Origin of the sequence: Acinetobacter sp. MYb191, from assembly GCF_037572605.1 — a bacterium.
Taxonomy (GTDB): domain Bacteria; phylum Pseudomonadota; class Gammaproteobacteria; order Pseudomonadales; family Moraxellaceae; genus Acinetobacter; species Acinetobacter johnsonii.
The window spans coordinates 210,450-235,552 of sequence record NZ_JBBGZP010000021.1 but is presented as its reverse complement, the minus strand read 5'-3'; the positions used below and the strand labels follow the sequence as shown (position 1 = coordinate 235,552).

Below are 25,103 nucleotides of genomic sequence, written 5' to 3'. Positions count from 1 at the left end.
AATTGAAACGATAAAAGCGTATAAGAGAGTACTAGGGTGAAAATGGATCGTCAGGCTCAGTTTCGAGCAAGAGAAGCGTTAATTTTCCAAGTGGCTGAACAGTTGCTTTTAGAAAATGGCGAAGCAGGGATGACCCTTGATGCATTGGCTGCGGAATTAGATCTAGCGAAAGGTACGCTTTATAAACATTTTCAAAGTAAAGATGAACTCTATATGTTGCTCATTATTCGTAATGAGCAAATGTTGCTTGAAATGATTAAAGATACAGATAAACAGTTCCCTGAACATCTTGCTTTTTTTATGTTACATCATTTGCATCATCCTGAGCGCACTGTGTTGTTTCATCAAATAGAAGAGCGATTATCGACCACGGGTGTTGGGATCTATCATTTATTTACTGAACTTTATCAAATTCGAAAGCAACGTCTACGTTTAATTATTCGTATGACCGAGCGGTATTTAGAGTCGATAGAGAGTCAAATGACAGTACGTGATTATTTGGCATCGATTTGGTCTTTGACGCATGGTGCCGCAGCGATTTTGAACTCTAGTTTTTATCAACGATATTTGGGTTCGCGTGATACTTTGCGCGTGGCTTACATTGACCAAGCTCTGGCGATGCCTAAACAAACGGGCGCAGCAGGATATCTTGCTTAGCGGATAGGATGTATGAAACAGAAACCACCTTCAAGGATTCAAGGATTTACACTGGTTGAATTGATGGTGGTTATTGTTATTATGGCCATTATGGCGTCATTGGTGATGTTGAATATCAATGGAGTCGATCAACGTAAAGCAGCGCAAGCCCGTGATTTTTTTATCATGGATGTACAGAAAATTGCACGTGAGGCAAATGACCAAGCACGTGTTTTGGCACTAGAGGTTCATCCTGCCACCGATGTGGCTGATTTTTCTTATGCTGTTGTTGAATATAAAAATCCTCAATTTACCATACCCACAGAACAGCAAAATAATGCAATGCTGAATCATCAAAAATGGCAAAAATATAATGAGTTCCCGCAGCAAGTGTTAGCCAAAAATGTTTCTTTTGCTGTGCAATCTTTAGACTACGATCTTTCCCAAGCCCGAAACGATGATTTAACCCAAGAGAATGTACCTAAACTGATTTGGTTGGGGAATGGCGAAGCAAAACCTGTTCGTATTCAATTTTATTATGCCAATGAGCCCGTGGGTGCAGAAATTGAAATTGATCATTTGGGTAAAATAAATGCGAGCTAAAGATTTAAAGAATAGTCTGCCGGCTTGCGCTCGGATGAAATGCCATCTCATTAATCCTCGCTCAGGATTTACATTGCTGGAAGTGATGGTGGCGCTGGCTATTTTTTCTACAGCAGCGGTCGCTTTTACCAAAGTGGGTATGCAATATACTCAGTCTACAGCCCATGCCATCTTGCGTACCAAGGCACAATTTGTTGCCTTGAATGAAATTTCTATGATGGAAATCAATCGTGATTGGCTACAAGGCACGGCCTCTAAACAAATCACCCAACAAGGTGAAACTTGGCAAATTGATAAATCAGCGCAGGCAACGATCAGTACTAATGTGCAACGCGTCAATGTACAAGTGAGCTTGGTGAATACTGAAACTGGAAAAGTAGATTCGGGTGTTACGAGTTTAGTTTTTTTCAACCATCGTGATGGAAGCCAACTATGACAAAACGCTCAGGCTTTACTTTGGTTGAGTTATTGGTGGCAATCGCGATTTTTGCTGTGCTTTCAGCTTTGGGTTGGAAGGTTTTTGATTATCTGATCAAGATTAAAGAGCGTAATACCCAACATGAACAGCGCTTAGGTCAGCTACAAGAAGCATATCAACAAATGTTGCGTGACACGGTGCAAATTGTACCAATTACTGCCAATGTTGCGGGGCAGGTTCAACCCGCAGTCATGTTGAAAAATGGTCAGTTGACTTTTAGTAAAACTGGCGTGACTGATCCTTTAATGCAAGGCATACCGCCTGAAGAGCGAGTTGAATATATTTATAAAGCAGATGAAAAAAAACTGTACCGTTATAAATATAAAAATTTAAATCAAACCAGTAATGATCAACCTGAAACCAGTGTTCTACTTGATTCAGTTGATCAATTTCAAATTATGCTACTCAATCCCAATGAAATGGCACAATGGCCTGAGGTGGCATTGAGTGAAAATGATGTGACTCAGGCAAAAATACTACCGCGCGGTTTAAAAATAAACCTCACTGTCAATGAGGTGAGTTATGAATGGGTGTTTAGTTTATTAAATACAGACTTTTTAAAACAAAAAAATTAAGTTGCAGGATATGAAACTCACGGACTCTATGCAAAACCATTTTTCCTTAAATGTATTCGTTGTAAATAGGTGGATGTTTTGAAGCGCTCTCAGCATGGCATTGCATTGATCACCATTTTGGTGATGGTGGCTTTAGCAACTATCCTTGCGGCTACGATTGCGAAACATCAGCGCAATACCGCAGAGAGTACGGGTTATTTAATGCGACAAAACCAAGCTCTGTTATACGCAAAAAGTGCAGAAGCTTTTTTTTCTGAGTTGTTGGTGGATGATGCTCAAAATGCAGCAGAGGTCGATCATCTACAAGAAACCTGGGCGAAGCCCATGCCTGCTTTTCCAGTGGAAGATGGTTTTGTTTCTGGGCGTTTAGAAGATGAATCGGGTAAATTTAATTTAAATGCTTTAGTTAAGTCGGATAAAAAGCCGAATGAGGCTGCAAAACTTTGGTTTGAAAAGCTGTTGGTACGTGTGGGGTTGCCTGCGCAACTTTCAGAAGCAGTGATTGATTGGCAAGATGAAGATGATGAAGTCAGTGGGCCGATGGGTGCTGAATCTGCTTATTATCAAAGTTTAGCTCAGGGTTACTTGGCGCCAAATCGTGCTTTTTATAATGTTGAACAGTTGAAGTTGGTACGGGGTTTTGAGGGGCGCAACTATCAACTGATTGCACCTTATGTGAGTGCTTTACCGAGCAATGAATTAAAGGTGAATGTAAATACTGCACCTACACTGGTGTTGGCCAGCATTGATCCTAAGTTGGATGTATCTGCCATTCAAAATTTACAAAAACAAAGACAGGCCAATTTGGAGCATTTTTCCAATGTTAATGAACTGTGGGAGGTAGATCCGTTTAAACAAGTGGACGAAGCTCAGCGGGCTGCTGTTAATGATTTTCTAGGAGTTCAATCGAACTATTTTAAAGCCAGAATTGAAGTCTTGTTGAATGAGCGTAAGCGTCAGTTTAGTAGTGATTTGGTGCGAAAAGATCAAGCGATATATGTGGCTTATCGGAGCATGTCGCCTTTTTAAAGGGTAAATATAAGACTGATATGATTTACCAATTGGATTGAACAATAAAATAAATGAGCATAGGTTTACTTTTGCTTTATAATTAAAGTCAATTCTCAGAAAGTTTGATTGCATTACGGCATATGTTAATTCGTAAGTTATTTAAGTTTGAAAATGCCCATATTGTACGCAACTGTACATCGGATCGTTGTAAACGCTCTATTCATGGTCATAGTTATAAAGTTGAATTACTCCTCAAAGCATCGAAATTAGATCATGGTCAAATGGTTTATGACTTTGGCTTGCTGAAAGGGGTGATTAAAGACCTTTATGACTCTTTTGATCATGCGATTTGTTTTTGGCAAAACGATGATCCAGAATATATCCAAGCATGTAAAACATTTAGTGCACGTTGGGTGTCGCTGCCTGTTTCGCCATCGGCTGAACAATTTTCACGTATTTTCTTTTATCTTGCACAGCAAGTACTCGCGTCGACCGTGACTCAAAACGGTGAGGGCGATGTAGAAGTGTACTCTGTGATTGTGCATGAGACCGATACGGGCTATGCGCAGAGTTTTATTGAAGATATTGAAAATACACAGATGGGGCTTTTAGATTTAAGCCAGATCGAGTTTTCAGAACAAATCCAAGCGGAATGGGCGGACACTGAAATGTATACCAAATTAAAAGAAGGTATCCAATTTCACAATCCGAATGTAGAATTGCAAGTCAAACTGTGAAATTTGTCACGGAATATACAGTAAGGGAATAAGGCGCAAGTATGTCTTTAACAGAACAACAGCAAACCAAGCTTGATAAAATTCAGCTGGATGCCAGTTGGAAGCATGGATTAAGTGACTTTTTGCTTAGTACTAAGATGGATGCGTTAAAGCAGTTTCTTGTTACAGAAATAAAAGCGAATAAAGTGATTTATCCGCCAAATGCGCTGATTTTTAATGCATTTAATACGACGCCTTTGGCGAATGTAAAAGTGGTAATACTCGGACAAGACCCATATCATGGGCCGAATCAAGCACATGGGCTCAGTTTCTCTGTGCAAAAGGGGCTTGCTTTACCACCATCTTTACGTAATATTTTCCATGAGTTAAATAAAGATTTAGGAATTGATATTCCTAAACATGGGGATTTAACTCGTTGGGCGCAGCAAGGTGTTTTGCTGTTGAACAGTGTATTAACCGTTGAAGCTGGTCAACCCACATCACATCAAAAACAAGGTTGGGAAGATTTTACCGATCACGTGATTGATGTTTTAAATGAACAGCGCGAGCATATTGTTTTTATTCTTTGGGGAGCATATGCGCAGCGGAAAGGACAACGGATTGATCAAGAAAAGCATTTGGTGTTAAAGGCGGCGCATCCGTCACCTTTGGCAGCAAACCGTGGTGGATTCTTCGGTTGTAAAGTTTTTTCAAAATCCAATAATTATCTTAAACAACATGGCATTGAGCCTATAGATTGGCAGCTGGACGCATGACATATTCTCCCGTTTCTAAAAACTACCATCCAGATTTGATTGTAGAAGAAGCAAAAAATGGTTGGCGCATTGTTCGTCTGAATAGACCAAAATCACTTCACGCTTTAGATGAAACGATTGTTTCAGCTTTATTTGAAGTGTTTCAAGATTTTCATAGTGATGACGCAGTAAAAGCCATTTGGTTGGATTCAACCACACCAAAAGCATTCTGTGCGGGTGGTGATGTACGTAAACTTCGTCAACTGGTGATTAACGATGAAGTTGAAACAGCCAATCAGTTCTTTGAGCAAGAATATGCTTTAGATTTATTACTACACAACTATGCTAAGCCTGTCTTGGTATGGGGTGAAGGTTATGTCATGGGCGGTGGTTTAGGTCTGTTTATGGCAGCACCATTCCGTTTAGTGACGCCGCATTCACGTTTAGCGATGCCTGAAATTAATATTGGTTTGTACCCAGATGTGGGTGCAACGCGTTTCTTGGCGGACCGTGGGGCAATTGGTTTGTTCACGGGCTTAACGGGTTCAATCATGACGGCTGCGGGCGCATATGGTATTGGTTGGGCAACACACATCTGTGATGCGCAGCGTAATACGGTGCTTGAGAAAGTCATCAATATAGACTGGAGTCATTATCCAGCAGGTGATTTTAGAGCCATTGATGACACATTAAACAGTATGCATCGTCCGGTAGGCCCAGGTCCATTACAGAACTCTTTGGATGTTATTCATAGTGTATGTCGTGGTGTGAACTTCGAGCATGATTATGATGCTATTGTTGGTTTAAGTGATGCACGTAGTGATTGGCTCCGTCAAGCCAGTGAGAACTTGCAAAAAGGCTCACCAACAACTGCTGCATTAACATGGTTGCTATGGCAGTGGGGCAAGCAGGTTCATTCTTGGAATGAAGTGTTTGAGCTTGAAACCCAAATTTCGGACTGGAAAATCCGCCATGCAGACTTTGTTGAGGGTGTGCGTGCCCGTTTAGTAGATAAAGACTTGTCACCAGCATGGAAACAAGGGGCCAATAACAGCTTAAAGGGTATTTTCGCTGGTAATCCACCAACAACGAGTATTGAAAGCTGGAATGAACTTCTTAAACATTATGATGTAATCTAATCTTTATGACTGATGTTTTAAAAATAGATAGTGAATGGATGCAGCTTGCTTTAGAGCAGGCTGCTATTGCAGCGTCAAAAGGTGAAGTCCCAGTCGGGGCAGTCATTGTGAGTCAAAATAAAATTATTGGTTCGGGCTTTAATGCGCCTATTACGCTAAATGACCCTACCGCGCATGCTGAGGTTCAAGCACTTCGCGATGCTTGCCAAAATACACAAAACTATCGTTTACCTGATGATTCGGTCATGTATGTGACACTTGAGCCTTGTACCATGTGTGTGGGCGCTTTGGTGCATGCACGCGTTTCAAAAGTGGTATTTGGTGCAACAGAGCCGAAAGCGGGCTCTCTTATAAGTGCACGTAAATTATTTGAAACGGGTTATTATAATCATCAGTTCTTGGTTGAGTCAGGTTGTTTACATGAGCAATGTTCACAGCAGCTCAGCCACTTTTTTAAAATGCGCCGCGAACAAAAGCGACTATCCCGTCTACAAGAAAAGGGATGAATGAATTCGTAAAATAATAATTTCATGTAAAATAAAATGACAATAATTATTGTCAAATAAGGCGTTGGAATCACCATGAACAATATTCAGATTAAAAAAGAATTTAATGCACCTGTAGAACAGGTGTTTGATTTACTTTCTAAACACTCAACCTATAACGTCGCTTTTGCACCAGTTCAAGTGGTGCGAGTGAAAGATTCAGCAGATCCAGAACGTCCGGATGGACTTGGTTCTGTGCGTCGTATGGGTTTTGGTCCAATTAAACCTTTGCAAGAGCAAATCACATTAATGAATGTGAATGAACGTATTGAATACAAGATTATTAAAAATCCACTCATCAAACATCATTTGGGTATTATTGAGTTTGAGCCGATTGACTCGAATAAAACGTTAGTGACCTATACGATTGAATTACAGGCACGTGCACCTTTTGTAAGTAAATTAATCCTTGCACAGCTTAAATCTGCGATTAAACTAGGTTTTTCAAAACTCGCTAAATCTGTATAACAAACTTTGGGTAAGCAATGACAGTTCAAATAATCACAATTGATGGTCCAAGTGGTTCGGGTAAGGGCACACTGGCTGCAAAAATAGCAGCCCATTATCAATTTCATTTACTTGATTCGGGAGCGTTATATCGCTTGTTGGGTCTGTCATTGCATCAACAGGATTTGTTGGATGCTTTGTCAAGTGAACTGAGTCAGTGTGTCGAAATTGCTAAACATTTGGACATACAATTTTTAAGTTCTGCACAAGGCACACAAGTCTTGCTCAATGGTGAGGATGTTAGTCAAACCATTCGAACTGAGCGAGTTGGTGAGTTTGCATCAAAAGTTGCAACAATTCCTGAGCTTAGAGCTGCGTTAGTCGACCGTCAGCATGCTTTTGCACAAGCACCAGGCTTGGTTGCAGATGGCCGAGACATGGCAACATCTATCTTTCCAGAGGCTCAAGCCAAGATTTATTTAACCGCTTCAGCCCAATCTCGTGCTGAACGCAGAGTAAAGCAGTTGCAGGGTATGGGGCTGGATGCTAAAATAAACGATATTTTAGCTAATATTGAGGCGCGTGATAAACGTGACATGGAGCGCGAAGTTGCTCCACTCAGACCAGCAGCTGATGCCTACATCATTGATAGTTCTGAATTGAACATTGATGAGGTATTTCAGCTTATGACGGCTTATATCGATAAGCAATTAGCAAACTAACGAATTTTTATATTCAGCAGAAGCATAGCTTGATCAGTTCAAAATGGACTATGTAGACGCTTAACTAAACCGGCCTTGTCTGATCCAAGACCGCTGACTTTATCAGGTATATCATGACCGAATCTTTTGCAGCCCTCTTTGAAGAAAGCGAATTAAACCTCAACGTTGAAAAGGGTGCTGTCATCCAAGGCGTTGTAGTAAACATCGATTCTGATTGGGTAACAGTTGACACTGGCCTTAAATCAGAAGGTATTGTTGACCGCGCTGAATTCTTAAATGAACAACGCGAACTTGAAGTTCAAGTTGGCGACACTGTTGATGTTGTTGTTGAAGCGCTTGACAACGGCATGGGTCAAACAGTTTTATCACGTGAAAAAGCAAAACGTGCTGAAACTTGGACTAAACTTGAAAAAATCTTTGAAGACGGCGAAATCGTTACTGGTGTTATCTCTGGTAAAGTTAAAGGCGGTTTCACTGTTGACATCGGTCCAGTTCGTGCGTTCCTTCCAGGTTCTTTAGTTGATACTCGTCCTATTCGTGATACTACTCACTTAGAAGGTAAAGAGTTAGAATTTAAAGTAATCAAACTTGATGCTAAACGTAACAACGTTGTTGTATCTCGTCGTGCTGTTATGGAAGCTGAATCTTCAGCTGACCGTGAAGCTCTTCTTGCTCAGCTTGAAGAAGGTCAAACAGTTACTGGTACTATCAAAAATCTTACTGACTACGGCGCATTCGTTGACCTTGGCGGTATTGATGGTCTTCTTCACATCACTGACATGGCTTGGAAGCGTATCAAGCACCCATCAGAAGTTGTTGAAGTTGGTCAAGAAGTTACTGTTAAAGTACTTAAGTTTGACAAAGAACGTAACCGCGTATCTTTAGGTCTTAAGCAATTAGGTGAAGATCCATGGTTAGCGATCATGAACCGTTACCCTAAAGGTTCAATCGTTAAAGCTCGCGTAACTAACTTAACTGACTACGGCTGTTTCGCAGAAATCGCTGAAGGCGTTGAAGGTTTAGTACACGTTTCTGAAATGGATCACACTAACAAAAACATCCACCCATCTAAAGTTGTTCAGATTGGTGATGAAGTTGATGTTATGGTTCTTGAAGTTGACGAAGAGCGTCGTCGTATTTCTCTTGGTATCAAACAAACTCGTGCTAACCCATGGGAAGAGTTTGCTAAGAACCACGACAAAGGTGAAAAAGTTTCTGGTACTATCAAGTCAATCACTGACTTCGGTATCTTCATCGGTTTACCAGGCGGTATCGATGGTCTAGTTCACTTGTCTGATATTTCTTGGAACGAACAAGGCGAAGAAGCTATCCGTCGTTACAAGAAAGGCGACACAGTTGAAGCGGTTATCTTGTCTGTAGACGCTGAAGGCAACCGTATCAGCCTTGGCATCAAGCAAATGAACAGCGATCCGTTCAACGATTTCTTAGCTGCTAACGAACGCGGTGCACTTGTAAAAGGTACTGTAACTGCTGTTGACGCTCGTGGTGCAACACTTAAGTTAGCTGACGAAGTTGAAGCGACTCTTAAAGCATCTGAAATCAACCGCGACCGCGTTGAAGATGCAACTAAGTTCCTTGAAGTTGGTCAAGAAGTTGAAGCGAAAATCATCAATGTAGATCGTAAATCTCGCTATATCAACTTGTCTATCAAAGCGAAAGACGAAGCTGAAGAGAAAGAAGCAGTTGCTAACTTGAAGACAGCAACTACTGGTCAAGACAATGGTCCTAAGACTATTGGTGATTTGATCAAAGCTCAAATGGGCAACTAAGTAGATGTTTGAATTGTATTGTTAATGTAAGTTAACTAATACTTTTTACACAAATACAATAAACGGTAGCGTAGTATTCACTTATTACGCTACCGTTTTGTATTTAAACAGGTTATTATCAATCTATCTACAAGATAGCTTGATAATTAAAGAGGTCGCAGATGACTACTGAAGCACTTAATAAGTCTGACTTAATAGAGCGTATTTCTCTTAAAAACCCGCACTTAGCAGAGCCATTAGTGGAAGAAGCTGTTAAGATTATGATTGATCAAATGATTGCATCTTTGTCTTCAGATAATCGTATTGAAATTCGTGGTTTTGGTAGTTTTGCACTCCATCACCGTGAGCCTCGTGTTGGGCGTAATCCTAAAACGGGTAAGTCGGTAGAAGTGGCTGCTAAAGCTGTTCCACATTTCAAACCAGGTAAAGCATTACGTGATGCAGTAAACGAGACTGCAGGCGAATAAAATTTATTGGGGTGCTTATGCGTTACGTATTATTCGCATTATTAATTGTACTGTTTGGCTACTGCCTAGCTTTGGTGCTACAAAACGGAACTGAGCTAACCGTTGATCTGTTGTTTATACAGGTTCCAGCAATGCGTTTAGGTCTATTGTTATTATTAACAATGGCTTTAGGGATTGTGTTGGGTTTGTTAATTGGTGTTCAGGTATTTCGTGTATTCCAGAAAGGTTGGGAAATTAAGCGACTACGTAAAGACATTGATCACCTTCGTAAAGAGCAGATTCAATCTGCTCAGCTGGCTGCTGCTGAAGCTGCAGCACATACAAGACATGAGAAAACGGTGTTAGACATCAATCCTAATGATCGTCCATCTACACCGCTTTAAGCCACAATATGAAGTAAGATTTCTATCTTAGGAAGTATTGAAGCAAGTTTGATTTAAACGCCTTTGGATATATAGCCAAAGGCGTTTTTTATTGTGCTTTAAAATATTGATAACTATATAAAAAGTATATGAATAAAGAACTTAGTTTGAATTTTAAATGGTTTTTAGAAAAATAGTCTTGGTCGTTTTAGGCTTAATCCGTATAATGCCATAATTTTGTGAGTTTGAAGGGTCTCCCCATGAGTATTATTGTTGCCTTAGATGCAAAAAGTCATTATGACGCAATGACGATTGCTGGGCAATTAGACCCTCAATTATGCCGTGTAAAAGTCGGTAAAGAATTATTTACCCATGAAGGCTCATCTATTGTTAAAGCTTTACATGGTGAAGGCTTTGAAGTCTTTCTAGATCTAAAATTTCACGATATTCCAAATACGACTGCGCAAGCGGTATGTGCTGCTGCAGATATGGGGGTTTGGATGGTAAATGTCCATGCTTCAGGTGGCCGTAAAATGATGGAAACCTGTGTTGAGCGCTTAAAGGCTGGCAATTATAATACTCAACTGATTGCAGTAACGGTGTTAACTTCAATGGGCCGTGAAGATTTAGCCGATATTGGTCTGGATATTGAACCATTTGAACAAGTCAAACGTCTAGCAAAACTGACTAAAGATAGTGGTTTAGACGGTGTGGTATGTTCAGCGCAAGAAGCAAAAATGCTGCGTGAGGCTTTGGGTTCAGAGTTTGCATTGGTAACACCGGGCATTCGCCCTGAGGGCTCAAGTGCGGATGACCAAAAGCGTATCGTAACGCCAAAACAAGCAATGTTAGACGGTGCAACACATCTAGTGATTGGTCGACCAATTACACAGTCTGCAAACCCGTGTCAGATGCTCAAAGATATTTTAGCGACGCTTTGAGCGACTAGAAATCTAAAAAGCCTTTCATTCGAAAGGCTTTTTTATGGATTAAATTTTAAAAAGAATTGTTGGTGAGCGAAGTGGCAATAGCAAAATAAAAAGACGGCATCGAATAGAGCGCTATGCTTTACAGAGCAGCCAAGACACTCACAACAATCGGCGCCAAAACTGACAGGATGAAACCACTCACCATAGCATGTGGAATAAAGTCATTCCCACAGGCTTGTTTGACCATCGGTAGTGTAACATCCATTGCTGTAGCTCCTGCGGATGAAATCGCAGAGCGAGGGTAACGCCAGCCAATGATATACATAAACACAATCGCAAAGATTTCTCTGAACAAATCATTCATTAGTGCAATACTGCCTAAATGTGCATTCTTTAACTCCGTGACCACAATGCCAGTCATAGAGTAGAAACCATAACCTTGAGACAACATAATCAGGTCTTTTAATTGAATGCTCGGCACAAAATAAGCAGTTACAAACGCCCCAATAATTGAACCCAGGATACAACCAAGTGGAACGAGCAGTATTTGCCAGTTCAACCATGAGCGATCTAGTGGCGAATAAGCTAAATCAAGCCCGATCAGAAACATGAAAACCAGTAACAAGTTCCATGTACTAATATGAAGGGTATAGCCGAAACTTGAAGATAGCTCTGCCAAGCCATAACCCAAGGCCAGTGCGATAAATGCATAACTGATATTGATTAATGACTTGCTCACAAGGCTCATGGATACTTTGCCATGACTCGGTTGATAGCCCAAAAGTTTAAATAATATGTAACAACAGACAAAAGCACCGATACTGGTCATAACTGCTAAAAGTGCTGCATGATTGAGTATCTGCCAAGGTTCGGCAATGCTATGTAAAGTCGTTGAAAACTCAATCGCAATTGCGATTAAGAGAATATAAGTAAAATAGGGCAGGATTTGAAAGGCAAGTCGTTCAAGCCATTTGGGTAAACGACGAGCCAAAACAAATCCAAGTGCTAAACAAATAAGAAGCTGAAAAATCAACCAAAACGATTGCATGTCAAATAAAGTGTGAAAAAATACTGACTTATTATGACCGCGATCTTAATTTATTGCTTGACTATCTTGCTTGGAATTTAAAAAACGATAGTCTGCTGGATTGACTGTTCGTGTTTTTAGCCAATACTTCCATGTATAGCTGGGCCATAAAGAGAAATTCTTCCCATCCGCTTGTTGATACCAGCTGACGCAGCCAGATTGCCAAATGGTATCTGTAAATTGACTTTGTAAATGGTGATTAAATTGGTCTTGAATATCTGCTTTTACAACGATTGCTTGAGATTGGGTTTTTTCTGCCATCTCGATGAGCTGTAAAATGTAATTGACTTGTGACTCAATCATAAAAATAACCGAGTTATGACCTAAGACCGTATTAGGCCCTAAAAGCTGAAATAAGTTTGGGAAACCTTTGGTGCTAATTCCATAGTAACTTTCGGCCCCATCTTTCCATGCGTCTGTAAGCTCGACATGATTCAGTCCTGTACAGCTAAAGGATTTAAGATAAATACGTGGGTCAGTCACAAAACCTGTGCCATAGATTAAGCAGTCAATTTTACGCTTTTTCCCATCTTTGGTGATGATACTGTCCTTAGTTAATTCCAAAATATCATCGGTAACCAATTCAACATTTTTACGGTTAAAGCTTTGGTAATACTTGTTGGAGACCAAAATGCGTTTACAACCCATAATATAGTTGGGAATTAACTTATCTGCGGTTACAGGGTCTTTGACTTGATGGCGAATATAGGCTTCTGCTAGTTTTTGTGCATATTTCATGACCTGTGGTTTCATAATGGGAACTACACGAGATTCATTTGTCCAATACAGACGAGCTCGATGAATTTTTCGAAACCAATCAAATCGATTAAACAGTGTTTTTTCAATGGGTAAATAACGACGTTCATCCCGAGGAATAACCCATGCAGCTGTCCTTTGTAGTACGTAGAGTTGCTTCACTTTTTCTGCAATTTCAGGAATATATTGAATCGCACTACCCCCAGTGCCAATAGAGGCAACATTTTTATTGCTGAGGTCATAGTCATGATCCCACTGTGATGAATGGAAAACTTTGCCTTTAAATTTCTCGATACCCGAAATACGCGGAATTTGCGGTACATGCAGTGGACCAGATGCGAAAATGACAAATTGGGCGGGCAGAGTTTCATTTTGATTAAGGGTGAGTTGCCATAAACACTGATTTTCTAAGTAATGTGCAGCACTGACTTCGGTGTTAAAGTGGATATAAGGCTGTAATTGATGTTCAGCGGTAAGTGTTTGGATGTATTGATAAATTTCAGGTGCTTCAGCATAACGTTTAGACCAGTCGGTCTTGGGTGAAAAAGACAAGGAGTAGAGATGTGACTGTACATCACAAGCAGCGCCCGGATATTGGTTTTCACGCCATGTGCCACCTATTTCACTGGCCTTTTCCAAAATGACAAAATCACGAATATTGTTTTGCAAAAGGCGAATAGCCATAGCTAAACCACCAAAGCCTGCACCAATAATGGCGATTTTTACCTGAGGGGTTGTTGAATTTGCTGCCTGCATTTGTTTTTCCTTTTTGTTTTACTTTATTGTAGAGCAACTATCCAGAAGGTCTATGATAGCCCTGACAAGAAAATTGATAGATTCGGCAATTGTTGTACGCTAGGTGGCTGTAGTAAAACATAGGCCAATATTTTGCTTTTAATTGATTATGAAACGTTCTGTACTTGGCTTGATGTATTTGATTCAAGGAATGCGTAAAGCAGGAGTCGCAGTCGATCAAAAGTTACAAAGCATTGGCTTACGTGTGGAGTCGCTTGATCCGAATGCGATCATCCATCCTGCTCTAGAGTGGGATATTTTGAAAATCATTGCAGAGGATATTGAGCCTGAGCAAGGCTTGTTCATTGGTCAGCATTATGTCTTGGCAGGATATGGCCCTTTACTGATGTTATTGATGACCAGTCCAACGACACATACCGCATTAGAACAGGGTATTCGCTATCAAAGTTTGACGCATTTGAGTGGCTTATTGGGTTTGAAAAAACAAAATGATCAAGTTGCACTATGTTATCTACCGCGAGACCTACAAACGTCTGTGGGACAGTTGCGTGCACATTCTGAGATAGCGGGAACCTATAAGTTTTTACAAGATATTTATAAGATGATTGGGCTGGAAATGCCTGAGATTCGAATTACTTTACCTGTTGCACGACCTGATGATGCGAAAAAACTGGCGCTCTACCAGCAGGTTTATGGCCAGCAAGTCAGTTTTGGTACGCAGCAAGCTGAATTTTGGTTTGATGAATGGGTTTTAAATGTACCAATTCCTTCAGCAGATTTGATGACATTTAACGTTTATGCAGGCAAATGTCAGGCGGAATTGCAGCGTTTGGAAGAAACGGCAGAGCAGCCGAGCTTGATTCAGCGGGTGCAGGATTATTTGGAGTTGCAACGTGGTTTACTGCCGACCATGGCTGAAACCGCGCAAGCGTTGAATTTGCCAGAGCGAACTTTAAGACACCAGTTGCAACAGTTAAATAGCAGTTATAAACAAATTCGTGAGCAATTAATGAAAGACCGTGCACTTCATTTGATGGAATATCAGGAATATTCCATTGAAATGATTGCAGAGTTATTGGGTTACTCGGAGCCTGCAGCCTTTAATCATGCATTTAAACGGTGGTTTGGTTACAGTCCACGACAATATGGGAAATAGCCTAAGCATAATTATGCCAAAGTGTTATATATTAACTTTTCCACTCCGCTATAATTGATATAGCCTAAAAACAGTATTAAATGATATGTCAGATTTTAATTCACCTACCGCATTCAGTCCTTTATCTCCTGCAGAGCGCTATGCGCAAGCCTTAGCATCCGGGCAGTTCATGTCTGATGAGGCACAAGCTCAGGCCGTTCATGAGTTGGATCGCGTTTGGCATGAATTAATTCAACGTTTTAAGGCATCTAAAAAAGCATTCCGTCGTTTCCGCCGTCAAACTTCTCCACGTGGTGTATATATGTGGGGCGGTGTAGGCCGTGGTAAAACATGGTTGATGGATCAGTTTTATGACTCAATTCCATTTCGTCGTAAAACACGGATGCACTTTCACCATTTTATGCAACATGTACATCGTGAGCTCAACAAGCTTTCAGGTCAGCGTAACCCTTTAGATGCGGTTGCGGATCAAATTTATAAAGAAGCAGTGGTTATTTGTTTCGATGAGTTCTTCGTCTCGAATGTGACGGATGCCATGATTCTTAGTGATTTGTTCCAAAAGCTTTTTGCACGTGGCATTACCTTGGTGGCAACCTCAAACATTGCGCCAGATGGTTTATATAAAAACGGCATTCACCGCGATCGTTTCATTCCAACCATTGAAATGGTGAAACAGCAGTGTGTGATTTTAAATGTAGATGCAGGCGTGGACTACCGTTTACGTGTTTTAAAACAAGCGCAACTCTTTAAATCTCCTTTAACACATGAGCACCAACGTTGGATCGCACAGCGTTTTAGCGCATTAACACAAACTCAAACCATTTCAGATGAGCCGATTATTATTAATAATCGTATTGTAGAAACGGTCGGGCATACTGAAGATGTTTTATGGTGTGAGTATTCAGAGCTGTGTTTAAAACCACGTAGTCCTGCTGACTTTATCGAAATTGCAAATATTTATAATACGGTGTTGGTAAGTAATGTTCCGCATTTGACCGATTATCTTTCTGAAGGGACGCGTCGTTTTTTTTATATGGTCGATGAGTTTTTTTATCGTGGGGTAAAAATGTTTTTTAACCTCAGAAGATACAATTATTGATTTGTACTCTGGTGATAAATTAGCCTTTGAAATTGAACGCACGCGTTCACGTTTATTGGAAATGCAATCAGATGATTACTTGAATGAAGCGCATCGACAAATACAAGCTGAAGCAAGTAAACAACAAGAAGAAATTTAAAAATATAAGCACCCAAAAGGGTGCTTTTTTTATGTGCATTTTCATCGATTAATTTATCGACTTTTTTGAATAATCATGGCTTAATCAGGATTGAAAATAGGGAGAATATTGGTTTTAAGTGTAAAAAATATACAAAACTGCACTTAAGTCTAATTTCGGCATTTCAAAAACTTAATAAACTACTAAAGAGCATTTTGTAAATTGATAATGCTTGTGCCTTGAGCAGTATTTTATTTGGTAGTTTGTATACTTTATTAAATAAAAAATGATCACTATTTCGCACTGTGATATTACTATTCAGCCAAGTTTAAATCGGTATACTAGAATCTCTTGTATAAAAAGTAGCAATATCAGGAAAGACAATGACTGCACGTATTCAAAAAGGCAAGTTAGCGATTGCTAAAGAACTTTACGATTTCATCGAAAATGAAGCACTTCCAGGTTCAGGTTTGGACAGTGAAACTTACTGGAAAAACTTTGAACAAGTCGTTGTCGATCTTAGCCCAAAGAACAAAGCACTATTGGCTAAGCGTGACGACATTCAAGCGAAGATCGATGAATGGCACCGCAACAACAAATTTGAACTTGGAGCTTACAAAGCTTTCCTTACTGAAATTGGCTACTTAGTACCAGAAGTAGAAGATTTCCAAATCAGCACAGAAAATGTAGATGAAGAAATCGCATTATTGGCTGGTGCGCAATTGGTGGTACCTGTGCGTAATGCACGTTACTGCTTAAATGCTGCAAACGCACGTTGGGGCTCTTTATACGACGCACTTTACGGTTTTGATGTGATCCCTGAAGACGGTGGCGCGGAAAAAGGTAAAGGCTATAACCCTGTACGTGGCGACAAAGTTATTGCATTTGCTAAAAACTTTTTAAATGAAACCTTCCCATTAGCGAATGGTTCGCATGCTGATGCGACAAAATATGCAGTTGAAAGCAAAAAGTTAGTTGTGACGTTAAAAGACGGTTCAACATCGACTTTGGTTAAAGAAGCACAATTTGTTGGTTTCAATGGTGAGGAAGCTGCACCAACAGAAATCGTACTTTTAAACAACGGCTTACACGTTGTGATTGAAGTTGATGCAAACAGCCCAATTGGTAAAACAGATGCGGCTGGCGTTAAAGATTTAGTACTTGAGTCTGCTTTAACCACAATTCAAGACTTAGAAGACTCGATCGCTGCTGTAGATGCAGAAGAGAAAGTTGAAGGCTACCGTAACTGGTTAGGTTTGATGAAAGGTACGCTTTCAGAGTCTATCGAGAAAAATGGTAAAACTGTTACGCGTACTTTGAATAAAGACCGTACACACAAAAACTTGATCGGTGGTGAAACGAAACTTCATGGCCGTTCATTGATGCTTCTTCGTAACGTGGGTCATCTCATGACCAACCCTGCGATTCTTGTAGATGGTGCTGAAATCTACGAAGGTATCATGGATGCATTAATCACTCCGCTTTTGTCTTTTGCAGACATTAAAGGTGAAAACGAAAACAAGAACTCTCGTAAAGGTTCAATGTACATCGTAAAACCTAAAATGCATGGCCCTGAAGAAGTTGCTTTTGCGGTTGAGCTGTTTGAGCGTTCAGAACAAGCGCTTGGCTTGCCTACAAAAACTTTAAAAATCGGTATCATGGATGAAGAGCGTCGTACTTCTGTAAACTTGAAAAACTGTATTGCTCAAGCGAAAGACCGTACCATCTTCATTAATACGGGTTTCATGGACCGTACAGGTGATGAAATCCATACCTTTATGGAAGCAGGTCCATTCGTTCGTAAGGGCGAGGTGAAATCACAAATTTGGTTCCCAGCATATGAAAACCGTAACGTGATGATTGGTCTTCAAGCCGGCTTACGTGGTAAAGCACAAATTGGTAAAGGCATGTGGCCAAAACCAGATATGCTTTTAGACATGTATAAAACCAAGATCGAACATCCAGAAGCGGGCGCAAGCTGTGCATGGGTTCCATCTCCATCAGGTGCTGTTATTCACGCGATTCACTACCACCAGTGCAACGTGTCTGAGCGTCAAAAAGAATTATTGAATACAGAGCCTTTATCTTTAGATGATTTGTTAACACCACCTTTAGCGACAGATACCAACTGGACTGAAGAAGAGAAAACCAAAGAGCTTGAAAATAACCTTCAAGGGATCTTGGGTTATGTTGTGCGTTGGGTTGACTTGGGTGTAGGTTGTTCGAAAGTTCCAGACATCAACAACGTTGGTTTAATGGAAGACCGTGCAACTTTACGTATTTCATCTCAACACGTTGCAAACTGGTTGCGTCACGGCATCGTATCTGCGGCGCAAGTTGAAGAAGTGATGCAGCGTATGGCGAAAATCGTAGATGAGCAAAACGCAAACGATCCGCTTTACACCCCTATGGCGCCAAGCTTCGATGGTTATGCATACAAAGCAGCTTATGACCTTGTGTTTAAAGGTGGTGAGCAGCCATCAGGTTATACAGAGCCACTTCTGCATGCTGCACGTTTGAAGTTAAAAGGTTATACAGGTGACTAATCTGTAAAGCTAAAAAAGCCTCTTCGGAGGCTTTTTTTATTGGCTGAAATAAGTCGTACTGCGTTTATATAGGAAATGAATAAGACAAATTTAATTTTGGGTAATAGTGATCTATAGATTGGACTTGCTCAAGACTATGAATGGTTTTAAGCGTATGGCTAAATCAGTATCTCAACTAGACGCTGCGGATAAAAGCCTTATACAATTCACTATATAAAGCTCTTCATACTATTGTTAATCATCAAGTTGGATGAAAATCCATGTGCGCTAATTTTAAACCTCTAACCCTTGCTCAAGTACAACAGTTTGGTCTACCTGAAATTCCGTTTGATTATGTCGAAGAAGTCTATCCTGGTTATGAGCTGCCTTTATTGTTCAAATCAAATATAGGTTTTGAGTGGCGAAAGGTACATTTTGGCTTAATACCAAAATGGGCAGAAGATAAGAGTATTGCAACGAAAACCTATAATGCTCGAAGTGAGACACTTCTGCAAAAGGCCAGTTTTATTGAGGCCACTTCCAAATATCAGTTTGGGGTGATCCCAGTTTTTGAATTTTATGAGTCAAAATATATAGAACAAAAGCCGCAGAGATGGGGTGTCAGACGACAGGATGGGCAGGTTATTTTTGTTGCTGCACTTTATGAAATCTGTCGTATAGCAGGCGAGGTATTACGTTCAGCCACCATACTTACAATGGATGCTATTCAACATTAATGCATTAAGTTATTGAAAATAATAATATTATATTTTTATTATTAAAACGTTACTCACAATATTACTCACATTTATTTTTATTGTAAAAAAAGGTCGCTAGATGCGACCTGTAAGTTACGACACTTTTATGCATTCAGCAATGCAATATTATCATCATCATCTGGATTCACAATACGTTCCAAAACATAACTGTTCAGCCAATAGTTCTTTCGACCATCTTTCATCGGCGATCTAATACGGCCATCGTTAATTCTTGCGTATAGCTCCTTTTCTGAAATATTCATTCTCAAGGCAAATTCAGCTGTGGAAACTCGTCGCTCTGTATTTGTTAAATCAATTGCAACTCCCATTTAAGATACCTCCTTCTTAATATCAATTAGCTCAAACGGCAATTTGGTGTCTAAGCCTGTGCATTCATCCTTATACCCAAAACCCACAAGGATGTGATAAAGGGCAGAGGCTTGCTCCGCCGTGAATGTTTTTGTAGTAACTGACTGGCCTATGACGAGTGGTGCAAATTCTTCAGCGAGGTCCTGGGCGATGTGTTGGAGATCCATCAAGACACCTTCCTGAGAAGCTGATGCTTCATGTTTTTGACTTTGGCCATTAACAAACAAGACTCATTATTTTCAGGATTAGCCAATTTTTGATAACTCTGGTTGTATCGAACCATGTCGGTTCTACTCATAAGAATTAAGTTTTCTAATCGGCAATCTGTTTTATCCTGATTTTTAAATGCCAATACTTGGTTCATGGGAACGGGGCCATTTTCTTTTTCCCAAATTACCCGGTGTTTCAACTCAAAGACATTCGGCTCAGCTGTTTTGACCAGAACATATCCATCTTTAGAACAGATCCGCTCGTAACCAACAGGTTTTTTATTCCAGGATATTTGGCCTTTTTTAAAGTTTCCTGAGTTTGGTTTGCAGACACCTTTGGTGCCTGTATTCCATGGTTTTGAGCCTTTTTCAAAACAACCAGTTCGTCCAGATTTCCATTTGTTCCTGGTGCACAGGGATTTAATCTGATCAACAGAAAATTCACTTCCAAATACACCATTAACCTTTTCAGTGAGATCTTTGCGGCTTAATGTGCAGTTGGCTTTAATAAAGTCCAGTTGCTCTTGGCTGTAATGGATAGCGCTACCTTTAGCCATAAATCACCCAATTAAGTTTTGTGGAATTTCTACTGAATCGGCATTCTTAAGCCCACGATATTCAGCAACCAATTTTGCAGCGTTTAAACGCATATTATTGTTCTTGATGACCTGCTCACTGATTTTCTCAATGGCTTCTGCCTTTTGAATTTCAGCCTCAAGCTCCCCACCTTTTAGATTAGGATTACTTAGGCGATCGAGCTGAGCAAATAGAACAGCATTAAGATCCATTGGTGTATTGTTCATCCCGCCACCTTCATTTCGATATAATTAGACTCTTGGTAATTCACGTATTCTTCATACAGTGACTGACATGCTGCATTACCTGTTAAATCATTCTTTACAAACACATAGCTCAACGATTTCTTTGTTCCTTTGCCTGAGAACGTGCAGCTGCCATCAGCCAGAACTTTCTTTACGTAGCCCAGTAATTCAAGCCAAATCATGAAGGCAAGGGCATGCTTGTTTTTAATTCTGAAGATCATCTATACCCCCACGTATTAACAAAGTTTTGAATACAGTCCTCAATCCCAAAGAGGTTGATGTTTCTGTAGGTTCTTACCCGCCCGTTGTGCTGAATTAACAGCACACGGGTGATAGAAGAGTAGGTGTATCTCATAGAGGTGCTCCCACTGGACCAGCCCCATTTTTCAACTCAAAGCGACGTCGCTTTACAAAGTCCATTAACTTGGGCTGGATATCAGGATGGCGATTGAATACTTCGACCTCCAAACACTCCAACTCATTTAAATCTTTGGCATTTTGGATTTGCGCCATCAATGAAGGTGGTTGTGTTTCAGTGGTTGTGAATGCACTGAGATCCTTCAAGCGATTGTGAATAGCATTAAGCAGCGGCTTACGTTGTTCTTCAGTCCATTCACTGGTGTATTTAATAAGTGCATTTGCTTCCGCCGGTGTTTGGGAATTCGAGGCACGTTCAAGCAAGTCGTTCAAAAGTGTTATATGATTTTCATCTGCTTGTACTTGTTCATTAACACCTTTAATTTGATCTTCCGCATCCTGCTGTAACTTTTTGAGTGCATCTATAGTTAGGTCTTCAGTTTCCGCTTTTGGCGTATATTGCTCTGGATCTAACTCAATCAACTTAGCTTCTACCAGTTCAAATAAATGCTGAACATGTTCTCGTTCAAGATAGCCGTTTGCAGAGAATGAGTAGCGTAGTGATAAAACAGATTCAACTTTTACACATTCATTGATTTGAGTGGTGAATGACTCAACAATTTTCACTGGATCTGTTTCAATTTCATCACTGGAAACATCACCCAGCTTTTCACTTGAAACTTGAGCCGGTTCAACTTGTTCTATTGGATCCTCTCTCTTTTTACGAGGAGCGCGTTGTTTCTTTGGCTCTTCACCAAGGCGGACTATACTTGGAGTACTATCAATATCTCGTCCAAGCGATTTAGATAGAGCTTTTAATTGAAGTTCGGCATTCTCAGCATCACGCTGGACAAAGCCACTGTTAATGGATTGAACAAGCGCAGCAGTTTTAAAATTAACTACATAAATAGATGGAGAGTATGTATTGATGACAAATACATCTTGGCCTTCTTGATACTCATCAATAGTCAAAGGTTTTGTAAAAGCAATGCCTGCAACTTCGATAGTGTCGATCTTGATGCAAAACTCATAACCCGGTTTAGCAAAAACAGTGGCAGGGAACTGGTCCAAATCATCAAACTCAATGAACTCACCAGCTATACGGCACATGATATTTCGCCCAGCCATCATTGCTTCAAAAGCTTCAGTACCATTTAAAATGTTCATGCTGTCCATCCCTCCATATCTGACTTTGCTTGGCAAGAATTTAGAATTTGTTGTTCGTATTTTGTCCCTTTGAAAAAATCAGCTGGGTATTGAAGCTCATTAACACTTTGTGCCTTTTGAATCACAGCTAATGCTTGTTGGTAATCTTGTTCCAGCAAGGCATCTTGTTCCTGCTGAAACTGTTCTTCATTTGCTTGCTGTGCCTCAGCATTCCGTTTAATCATCTCGTTGAGTGATTTACAGGTTTCATCAAACTTTTGCTGTTGAACATCATGCAAACTGTTTAAGCCACGTTTTGTGCAGAATTTCTCAATATCAACACCCGCATTCTTCATTAACTCTTCAAGCTCTAGGTATTGGTTACCATCAATACAAGAATCAGCAGAACCTGATAGAAGCCATTGCTTAAGCTGGATTCCATCGTTTTCACTTAGGATGCGCGGTTCTTCAAAAATACGCGTACGGTCTTTGGTTTTTATAGCGAAGTTGTCGTGTGTAATGTCCAAGACTGTTGTGAACTCATATTCAATACCGTCACGTTGTTCAGCCTTCATCCCAACCTTTTCAACTTTCTTCTTGCCTTTGCCATCTGTAACTTGAACGGTTTCCATTTTCGAGCGCAGCGTCACGATAATATTGATACTAGACTGCAGCATTGCATCGATAAACTTACGGTGGCGAGGTGTCACTTCACTCCATGCACCCCAGCTATTTCCTCTGAACGTAGTGCCAGCAAGCTTATCTACAATCTCAAGACAACCACCGACACCAGACCATTCATGAGTGATGCTATCTAAGATAAGTGTGTCAAAACCTGCGTCTTCTGCGGCTTTAATCGCACCTATGAATTTTTCAGGAGTGTAGGGAGGTTGCAAGTTTGCATGTTCAAACAGAACAACATCATCATAGAGTTCAGCACTACTATTTTCTGTATCTGCAACAGCAATACGCCCACCAATACCTTTGGCAATAAGCAGAGCACCCATGGTTTTTCCAGATCCTGTAGGACCAGCTATAGCAAGACGTAATTTTGCATTTTTACGTTGAGCTTTCTTAAAAAATACAGTCATGATTAAAGCCCCTTATGCCCAGAACAGTGAGCCTTTAGCTCGTTTATATGATTTTGGATAAGAACGTGTAAGTGACTTTTGAAGGCGAATAGCCATGGTTTTTCTTTGTTGGAAAGCTCGTTCACGTTCAAAGTTTTCACGGATCCAAGGTTTAGCCACTTGCTCTTCAAGAGTGACTTTTACAAGACCGTTTGCTGTTTCCTTGAAAATGTCTTTTCCTTTTGCCACATAAACGACAGGGTGCTTAGTCCCAAGGCTTAAACGTGTATTGCCTTGAGCATCGTCATCAAGACGCTTAGAGAAACTATTTTGAGTAGAAGTAGTCATTAGCCTGCCTCCACTAAACGATGTTTTTCGATATAGCCTTTGATGAGGGCATTGAAGTTCTGATGGTCGATGTGATTTGTGAAGTCGTTGTATGGATTGCCTAAGGCATCAGAGACAGTTACTTCATCAAGGTTAGTTACATCAACAGAGGTAAATTCACTACCCGGTACGCCGTAGCTGTCTTGAAATGCTTCAACTTCAAAACGTGCAGTAACGCGGAAACCATCTAAACGAATAATCGCTTCGCCGTGGTTATCTCCAGTCATGCGTAATGCAAGGAGTTGATATTCAGAAGGGGCTACGTTGGCAACAATAGGTTGTGCTGCTTGCGGTGCAGTTTTAAAGCCGCAGCTCAGCACGCCCATTGTTACAGCAGCTACACCAAGAGTTATCTTGATGGTCTTGAAAGGGGATAAGGTTTTGTTCATAATTGATCTCGCAAAGTTTGCAAAAGCCCAGTTCCCGTCTAAAGTAGCTGGGCTTTTTTGTTGTTTACGAGATTTAGTTTAAACAATTAAACTTTCATGTCAATAATAAAGTTTGATAAATTAAACAAAAAGTTCTTTTTATTGTTTGGTGTATAAAACCAGCAATAAAAAAACCCGCCTAAGCGGGTCAGAATAAATATGAAATTAAGACAGACTAAATTTTCTTGCTGGCTTGAACGAGCCAACATACTTTCCAACCAAAATACAGTCTTCATTTAAGGGTATTACTTGTTCTGCCCAGCTAGGATTAAGGGGTTTTAAATAATAACCATCTGGCTCTGATATGAGTGCTTTAAAAGTTGCAGTGTTATTACATTTAACAACCACCATTTCCCCAGTCTGTATGTCTTCCAGTTGATAATCTGGATCAATGCAAATTTTCTCACCTTCCTCAAAGTAAGGCGCATTACTCAAACCACGCACCTCCAAATAAAAGCTTTTCTTTCCTGCGCCAGGTACTAGAGGTAATTTTTCACATTCTGCTAAGTTGTTTATTGAATCCATGTCGGTAAAGCTCCCAGCTTGTACCCACGATATTACAGGTGCGTAAGTCACTGTTACAACTTGGTTTAATTCAACATTATTATCAAAGCGACTATTAATGTCGCCCTGACCTGTCAGGATCCAAGCCGCATCAACTTTTAATTCATTAGATAACTTTACAAGACGATCACCACTTGGGATTGATCCGCCTGACAACCACAGGGAAATAGTTCCCTTACTTGCTACTTTCTTATTTATTAGATCTACCTGCTTAATTTTAAGCTCTTTCATGCGCTTATCTATTCGATCCGCTACAGATTCGATCATGACTTTTGTCCCTGTTGTTGATGTTTAGAATATTAAACATTTCGTTTGACAGAGT

General features: G+C 40.3%; 29 protein-coding genes and 2 pseudogenes. 19 read left to right on the top strand and 12 right to left on the bottom strand.

The features are described from left to right. Positions 1-42: 42 nt before the first annotated feature. The 15 genes from WH214_RS14880 to pyrF all read left to right on the top strand — a co-directional run bounded on the left by WH214_RS14880 (position 43) and on the right by pyrF (position 11,187). Positions 43-657, top strand: a complete 615-nt coding sequence (locus WH214_RS14880; RefSeq protein ID WP_004696845.1) for a TetR/AcrR family transcriptional regulator — start codon at positions 43-45, stop codon at positions 655-657. Positions 658-669: 12 nt separating this feature from the next. Further along, positions 670-1,239, top strand: a complete 570-nt coding sequence (locus WH214_RS14875; protein WP_339422614.1) for a type II secretion system protein — start codon at positions 670-672, stop codon at positions 1,237-1,239. 34 nt (positions 1,240-1,273) lie between these two features. Continuing rightward, positions 1,274-1,675: a prepilin-type N-terminal cleavage/methylation domain-containing protein gene (locus tag WH214_RS14870; RefSeq protein ID WP_339993794.1), complete on the top strand. Its 402-nt coding sequence runs from the start codon at positions 1,274-1,276 to the stop codon at positions 1,673-1,675. Next, entirely contained in the window at positions 1,672-2,292 is a 621-nt protein-coding gene (gene gspJ / locus WH214_RS14865; protein WP_339422615.1) for a type II secretion system minor pseudopilin GspJ, read from the top strand. Before WH214_RS14870 ends, gspJ begins: the two co-directional genes overlap by 4 nt. Positions 2,293-2,370: 78 nt before the next feature. Further along, complete coding sequence (gene gspK / locus WH214_RS14860; protein ID WP_339422616.1) at positions 2,371-3,321, top strand: type II secretion system minor pseudopilin GspK; 951 nt, start codon at positions 2,371-2,373, stop codon at positions 3,319-3,321. 122 nt (positions 3,322-3,443) lie between these two features. Beyond that, on the top strand, positions 3,444-4,040 hold the full coding sequence (locus WH214_RS14855) for a 6-pyruvoyl trahydropterin synthase family protein (protein WP_004696854.1): 597 nt from the start codon (positions 3,444-3,446) through the stop codon (positions 4,038-4,040). Positions 4,041-4,081: 41 nt separating this feature from the next. Continuing rightward, complete coding sequence (ung, locus tag WH214_RS14850; RefSeq protein WP_004696856.1) at positions 4,082-4,795, top strand: uracil-DNA glycosylase; 714 nt, start codon at positions 4,082-4,084, stop codon at positions 4,793-4,795. Next, the gene (locus WH214_RS14845) at positions 4,792-5,913 is read left to right on the top strand and encodes an enoyl-CoA hydratase/isomerase family protein (RefSeq protein WP_234956118.1); all 1,122 of its coding nucleotides are present in this window, start codon (positions 4,792-4,794) and stop codon (positions 5,911-5,913) included. The genes ung and WH214_RS14845 overlap by 4 nt, the downstream gene beginning before the upstream one ends. Before the next feature lie 5 nt (positions 5,914-5,918). Continuing rightward, on the top strand, positions 5,919-6,419 hold the full coding sequence (tadA, locus tag WH214_RS14840) for a tRNA adenosine(34) deaminase TadA (protein ID WP_335998228.1): 501 nt from the start codon (positions 5,919-5,921) through the stop codon (positions 6,417-6,419). Positions 6,420-6,494: 75 nt separating this feature from the next. After that, positions 6,495-6,926, top strand: coding sequence for an SRPBCC family protein (locus WH214_RS14835; protein WP_004696860.1), 432 nt, complete (start codon positions 6,495-6,497; stop codon positions 6,924-6,926). 17 nt (positions 6,927-6,943) lie between these two features. Next, positions 6,944-7,627 carry a (d)CMP kinase gene (gene cmk, locus WH214_RS14830; protein WP_004984817.1) on the top strand — a complete coding sequence of 228 codons (684 nt, stop codon included), beginning with the start codon at positions 6,944-6,946 and terminating at the stop codon, positions 7,625-7,627. 113 nt (positions 7,628-7,740) lie between these two features. Further along, entirely contained in the window at positions 7,741-9,417 is a 1,677-nt protein-coding gene (rpsA, locus tag WH214_RS14825; RefSeq protein WP_339993667.1) for a 30S ribosomal protein S1, read from the top strand. A 161-nt stretch (positions 9,418-9,578) separates the two neighbouring features. Beyond that, positions 9,579-9,884 (top strand): integration host factor subunit beta, encoded by a 306-nt coding sequence (locus WH214_RS14820; RefSeq protein WP_004696865.1) that lies wholly within the window; start codon positions 9,579-9,581, stop codon positions 9,882-9,884. Between the two features lie 17 nt (positions 9,885-9,901). Then, on the top strand, positions 9,902-10,267 hold the full coding sequence (locus tag WH214_RS14815) for a lipopolysaccharide assembly protein LapA domain-containing protein (RefSeq protein WP_004696867.1): 366 nt from the start codon (positions 9,902-9,904) through the stop codon (positions 10,265-10,267). Between the two features lie 239 nt (positions 10,268-10,506). Beyond that, positions 10,507-11,187 (top strand): orotidine-5'-phosphate decarboxylase, encoded by a 681-nt coding sequence (pyrF, locus tag WH214_RS14810; protein ID WP_004984814.1) that lies wholly within the window; start codon positions 10,507-10,509, stop codon positions 11,185-11,187. A 127-nt stretch (positions 11,188-11,314) separates the two neighbouring features. Here the strand turns inward: pyrF and WH214_RS14805 are convergent, their stop codons facing one another. Further along, complete coding sequence (locus WH214_RS14805; RefSeq protein ID WP_126036789.1) at positions 11,315-12,223, bottom strand: lysine exporter LysO family protein; 909 nt, start codon at positions 12,221-12,223, stop codon at positions 11,315-11,317. Between the two features lie 45 nt (positions 12,224-12,268). Continuing rightward, entirely contained in the window at positions 12,269-13,774 is a 1,506-nt protein-coding gene (locus tag WH214_RS14800) for a flavin-containing monooxygenase (RefSeq protein ID WP_339422617.1), read from the bottom strand. Between the two features lie 148 nt (positions 13,775-13,922). On the opposite strand from WH214_RS14800, the gene WH214_RS14795 reads away from it, so the two are divergent. The 4 genes and pseudogenes from WH214_RS14795 to WH214_RS14780 all read left to right on the top strand — a co-directional run. After that, entirely contained in the window at positions 13,923-14,930 is a 1,008-nt protein-coding gene (locus WH214_RS14795) for an AraC family transcriptional regulator (RefSeq protein WP_339422618.1), read from the top strand. Positions 14,931-15,015: 85 nt separating this feature from the next. Continuing rightward, positions 15,016-16,168: pseudogene (zapE, locus tag WH214_RS14790) on the top strand (cell division protein ZapE). A 362-nt stretch (positions 16,169-16,530) separates the two neighbouring features. Then, positions 16,531-18,693, top strand: a complete 2,163-nt coding sequence (locus WH214_RS14785) for a malate synthase G (protein ID WP_339422619.1) — start codon at positions 16,531-16,533, stop codon at positions 18,691-18,693. Positions 18,694-18,953: 260 nt separating this feature from the next. Next, positions 18,954-19,406: pseudogene (locus WH214_RS14780) on the top strand (SOS response-associated peptidase family protein); the annotation flags it as partial. A gap of 128 nt (positions 19,407-19,534) precedes the next feature. Here the strand turns inward: WH214_RS14780 and WH214_RS14775 are convergent. The 10 genes from WH214_RS14775 to WH214_RS14730 form a co-directional block, all read right to left on the bottom strand. Further along, complete coding sequence (locus WH214_RS14775; RefSeq protein ID WP_339422620.1) at positions 19,535-19,759, bottom strand: hypothetical protein; 225 nt, start codon at positions 19,757-19,759, stop codon at positions 19,535-19,537. Next, positions 19,760-19,966 (bottom strand): hypothetical protein, encoded by a 207-nt coding sequence (locus WH214_RS14770; protein ID WP_339422621.1) that lies wholly within the window; start codon positions 19,964-19,966, stop codon positions 19,760-19,762. It abuts the gene before it with no gap. Further along, on the bottom strand, positions 19,966-20,565 hold the full coding sequence (locus WH214_RS14765) for an HNH endonuclease signature motif containing protein (RefSeq protein WP_339422622.1): 600 nt from the start codon (positions 20,563-20,565) through the stop codon (positions 19,966-19,968). The genes WH214_RS14770 and WH214_RS14765 overlap by 1 nt, the downstream gene beginning before the upstream one ends. 3 nt (positions 20,566-20,568) lie before the next feature. After that, on the bottom strand, positions 20,569-20,811 hold the full coding sequence (locus WH214_RS14760; RefSeq protein WP_148826331.1) for a hypothetical protein: 243 nt from the start codon (positions 20,809-20,811) through the stop codon (positions 20,569-20,571). Then, positions 20,808-21,050 carry a hypothetical protein gene (locus tag WH214_RS14755; RefSeq protein WP_168159682.1) on the bottom strand — a complete coding sequence of 81 codons (243 nt, stop codon included), beginning with the start codon at positions 21,048-21,050 and terminating at the stop codon, positions 20,808-20,810. Before WH214_RS14755 ends, WH214_RS14760 begins: the two co-directional genes overlap by 4 nt. Before the next feature lie 130 nt (positions 21,051-21,180). Continuing rightward, positions 21,181-22,353, bottom strand: coding sequence for a hypothetical protein (locus WH214_RS14750; RefSeq protein WP_339422623.1), 1,173 nt, complete (start codon positions 22,351-22,353; stop codon positions 21,181-21,183). Next, positions 22,350-23,423 carry an ATP-binding protein gene (locus WH214_RS14745; protein WP_339422624.1) on the bottom strand — a complete coding sequence of 358 codons (1,074 nt, stop codon included), beginning with the start codon at positions 23,421-23,423 and terminating at the stop codon, positions 22,350-22,352. The genes WH214_RS14750 and WH214_RS14745 overlap by 4 nt, the downstream gene beginning before the upstream one ends. Positions 23,424-23,435: 12 nt before the next feature. Next, on the bottom strand, positions 23,436-23,750 hold the full coding sequence (locus tag WH214_RS14740) for a hypothetical protein (RefSeq protein ID WP_339422625.1): 315 nt from the start codon (positions 23,748-23,750) through the stop codon (positions 23,436-23,438). Further along, positions 23,750-24,178: a hypothetical protein gene (locus WH214_RS14735; protein WP_339422626.1), complete on the bottom strand. Its 429-nt coding sequence runs from the start codon at positions 24,176-24,178 to the stop codon at positions 23,750-23,752. Before WH214_RS14735 ends, WH214_RS14740 begins: the two co-directional genes overlap by 1 nt. A gap of 204 nt (positions 24,179-24,382) precedes the next feature. Beyond that, the gene (locus tag WH214_RS14730) at positions 24,383-25,048 is read right to left on the bottom strand and encodes a S24 family peptidase (RefSeq protein ID WP_291375057.1); all 666 of its coding nucleotides are present in this window, start codon (positions 25,046-25,048) and stop codon (positions 24,383-24,385) included. Between the last annotated feature and the right edge of the window lie 55 nt (positions 25,049-25,103).

What these genes read in the sequence shown, in the direction of transcription:
- WH214_RS14880 (WP_004696845.1), top strand. Translation starts at nt 43, where the DNA reads ATGGATCGTCAGGCTCAGTTTCGAGCAAGAGAAGCGTTAATTTTCCAA.
- WH214_RS14875 (WP_339422614.1), top strand. Translation starts at nt 670, where the DNA reads ATGAAACAGAAACCACCTTCAAGGATTCAAGGATTTACACTGGTTGAA.
- WH214_RS14870 (WP_339993794.1), top strand. Translation starts at nt 1,274, where the DNA reads ATGAAATGCCATCTCATTAATCCTCGCTCAGGATTTACATTGCTGGAA.
- gspJ (WP_339422615.1), top strand. Translation starts at nt 1,672, where the DNA reads ATGACAAAACGCTCAGGCTTTACTTTGGTTGAGTTATTGGTGGCAATC.
- WH214_RS14855 (WP_004696854.1), top strand. Translation starts at nt 3,444, where the DNA reads ATGTTAATTCGTAAGTTATTTAAGTTTGAAAATGCCCATATTGTACGC.
- ung (WP_004696856.1), top strand. Translation starts at nt 4,082, where the DNA reads ATGTCTTTAACAGAACAACAGCAAACCAAGCTTGATAAAATTCAGCTG.
- WH214_RS14845 (WP_234956118.1), top strand. Translation starts at nt 4,792, where the DNA reads ATGACATATTCTCCCGTTTCTAAAAACTACCATCCAGATTTGATTGTA.
- tadA (WP_335998228.1), top strand. Translation starts at nt 5,919, where the DNA reads ATGACTGATGTTTTAAAAATAGATAGTGAATGGATGCAGCTTGCTTTA.
- WH214_RS14835 (WP_004696860.1), top strand. Translation starts at nt 6,495, where the DNA reads ATGAACAATATTCAGATTAAAAAAGAATTTAATGCACCTGTAGAACAG.
- cmk (WP_004984817.1), top strand. Translation starts at nt 6,944, where the DNA reads ATGACAGTTCAAATAATCACAATTGATGGTCCAAGTGGTTCGGGTAAG.
- rpsA (WP_339993667.1), top strand. Translation starts at nt 7,741, where the DNA reads ATGACCGAATCTTTTGCAGCCCTCTTTGAAGAAAGCGAATTAAACCTC.
- WH214_RS14820 (WP_004696865.1), top strand. Translation starts at nt 9,579, where the DNA reads ATGACTACTGAAGCACTTAATAAGTCTGACTTAATAGAGCGTATTTCT.
- WH214_RS14815 (WP_004696867.1), top strand. Translation starts at nt 9,902, where the DNA reads ATGCGTTACGTATTATTCGCATTATTAATTGTACTGTTTGGCTACTGC.
- pyrF (WP_004984814.1), top strand. Translation starts at nt 10,507, where the DNA reads ATGAGTATTATTGTTGCCTTAGATGCAAAAAGTCATTATGACGCAATG.
- WH214_RS14805 (WP_126036789.1), bottom strand. Translation starts at nt 12,223, where the DNA reads ATGCAATCGTTTTGGTTGATTTTTCAGCTTCTTATTTGTTTAGCACTT.
- WH214_RS14800 (WP_339422617.1), bottom strand. Translation starts at nt 13,774, where the DNA reads ATGCAGGCAGCAAATTCAACAACCCCTCAGGTAAAAATCGCCATTATT.
- WH214_RS14795 (WP_339422618.1), top strand. Translation starts at nt 13,923, where the DNA reads ATGAAACGTTCTGTACTTGGCTTGATGTATTTGATTCAAGGAATGCGT.
- WH214_RS14785 (WP_339422619.1), top strand. Translation starts at nt 16,531, where the DNA reads ATGACTGCACGTATTCAAAAAGGCAAGTTAGCGATTGCTAAAGAACTT.
- WH214_RS14775 (WP_339422620.1), bottom strand. Translation starts at nt 19,759, where the DNA reads ATGGGAGTTGCAATTGATTTAACAAATACAGAGCGACGAGTTTCCACA.
- WH214_RS14770 (WP_339422621.1), bottom strand. Translation starts at nt 19,966, where the DNA reads ATGGATCTCCAACACATCGCCCAGGACCTCGCTGAAGAATTTGCACCA.
- WH214_RS14765 (WP_339422622.1), bottom strand. Translation starts at nt 20,565, where the DNA reads ATGGCTAAAGGTAGCGCTATCCATTACAGCCAAGAGCAACTGGACTTT.
- WH214_RS14760 (WP_148826331.1), bottom strand. Translation starts at nt 20,811, where the DNA reads ATGAACAATACACCAATGGATCTTAATGCTGTTCTATTTGCTCAGCTC.
- WH214_RS14755 (WP_168159682.1), bottom strand. Translation starts at nt 21,050, where the DNA reads ATGATCTTCAGAATTAAAAACAAGCATGCCCTTGCCTTCATGATTTGG.
- WH214_RS14750 (WP_339422623.1), bottom strand. Translation starts at nt 22,353, where the DNA reads ATGAACATTTTAAATGGTACTGAAGCTTTTGAAGCAATGATGGCTGGG.
- WH214_RS14745 (WP_339422624.1), bottom strand. Translation starts at nt 23,423, where the DNA reads ATGACTGTATTTTTTAAGAAAGCTCAACGTAAAAATGCAAAATTACGT.
- WH214_RS14740 (WP_339422625.1), bottom strand. Translation starts at nt 23,750, where the DNA reads ATGACTACTTCTACTCAAAATAGTTTCTCTAAGCGTCTTGATGACGAT.
- WH214_RS14735 (WP_339422626.1), bottom strand. Translation starts at nt 24,178, where the DNA reads ATGAACAAAACCTTATCCCCTTTCAAGACCATCAAGATAACTCTTGGT.
- WH214_RS14730 (WP_291375057.1), bottom strand. Translation starts at nt 25,048, where the DNA reads ATGATCGAATCTGTAGCGGATCGAATAGATAAGCGCATGAAAGAGCTT.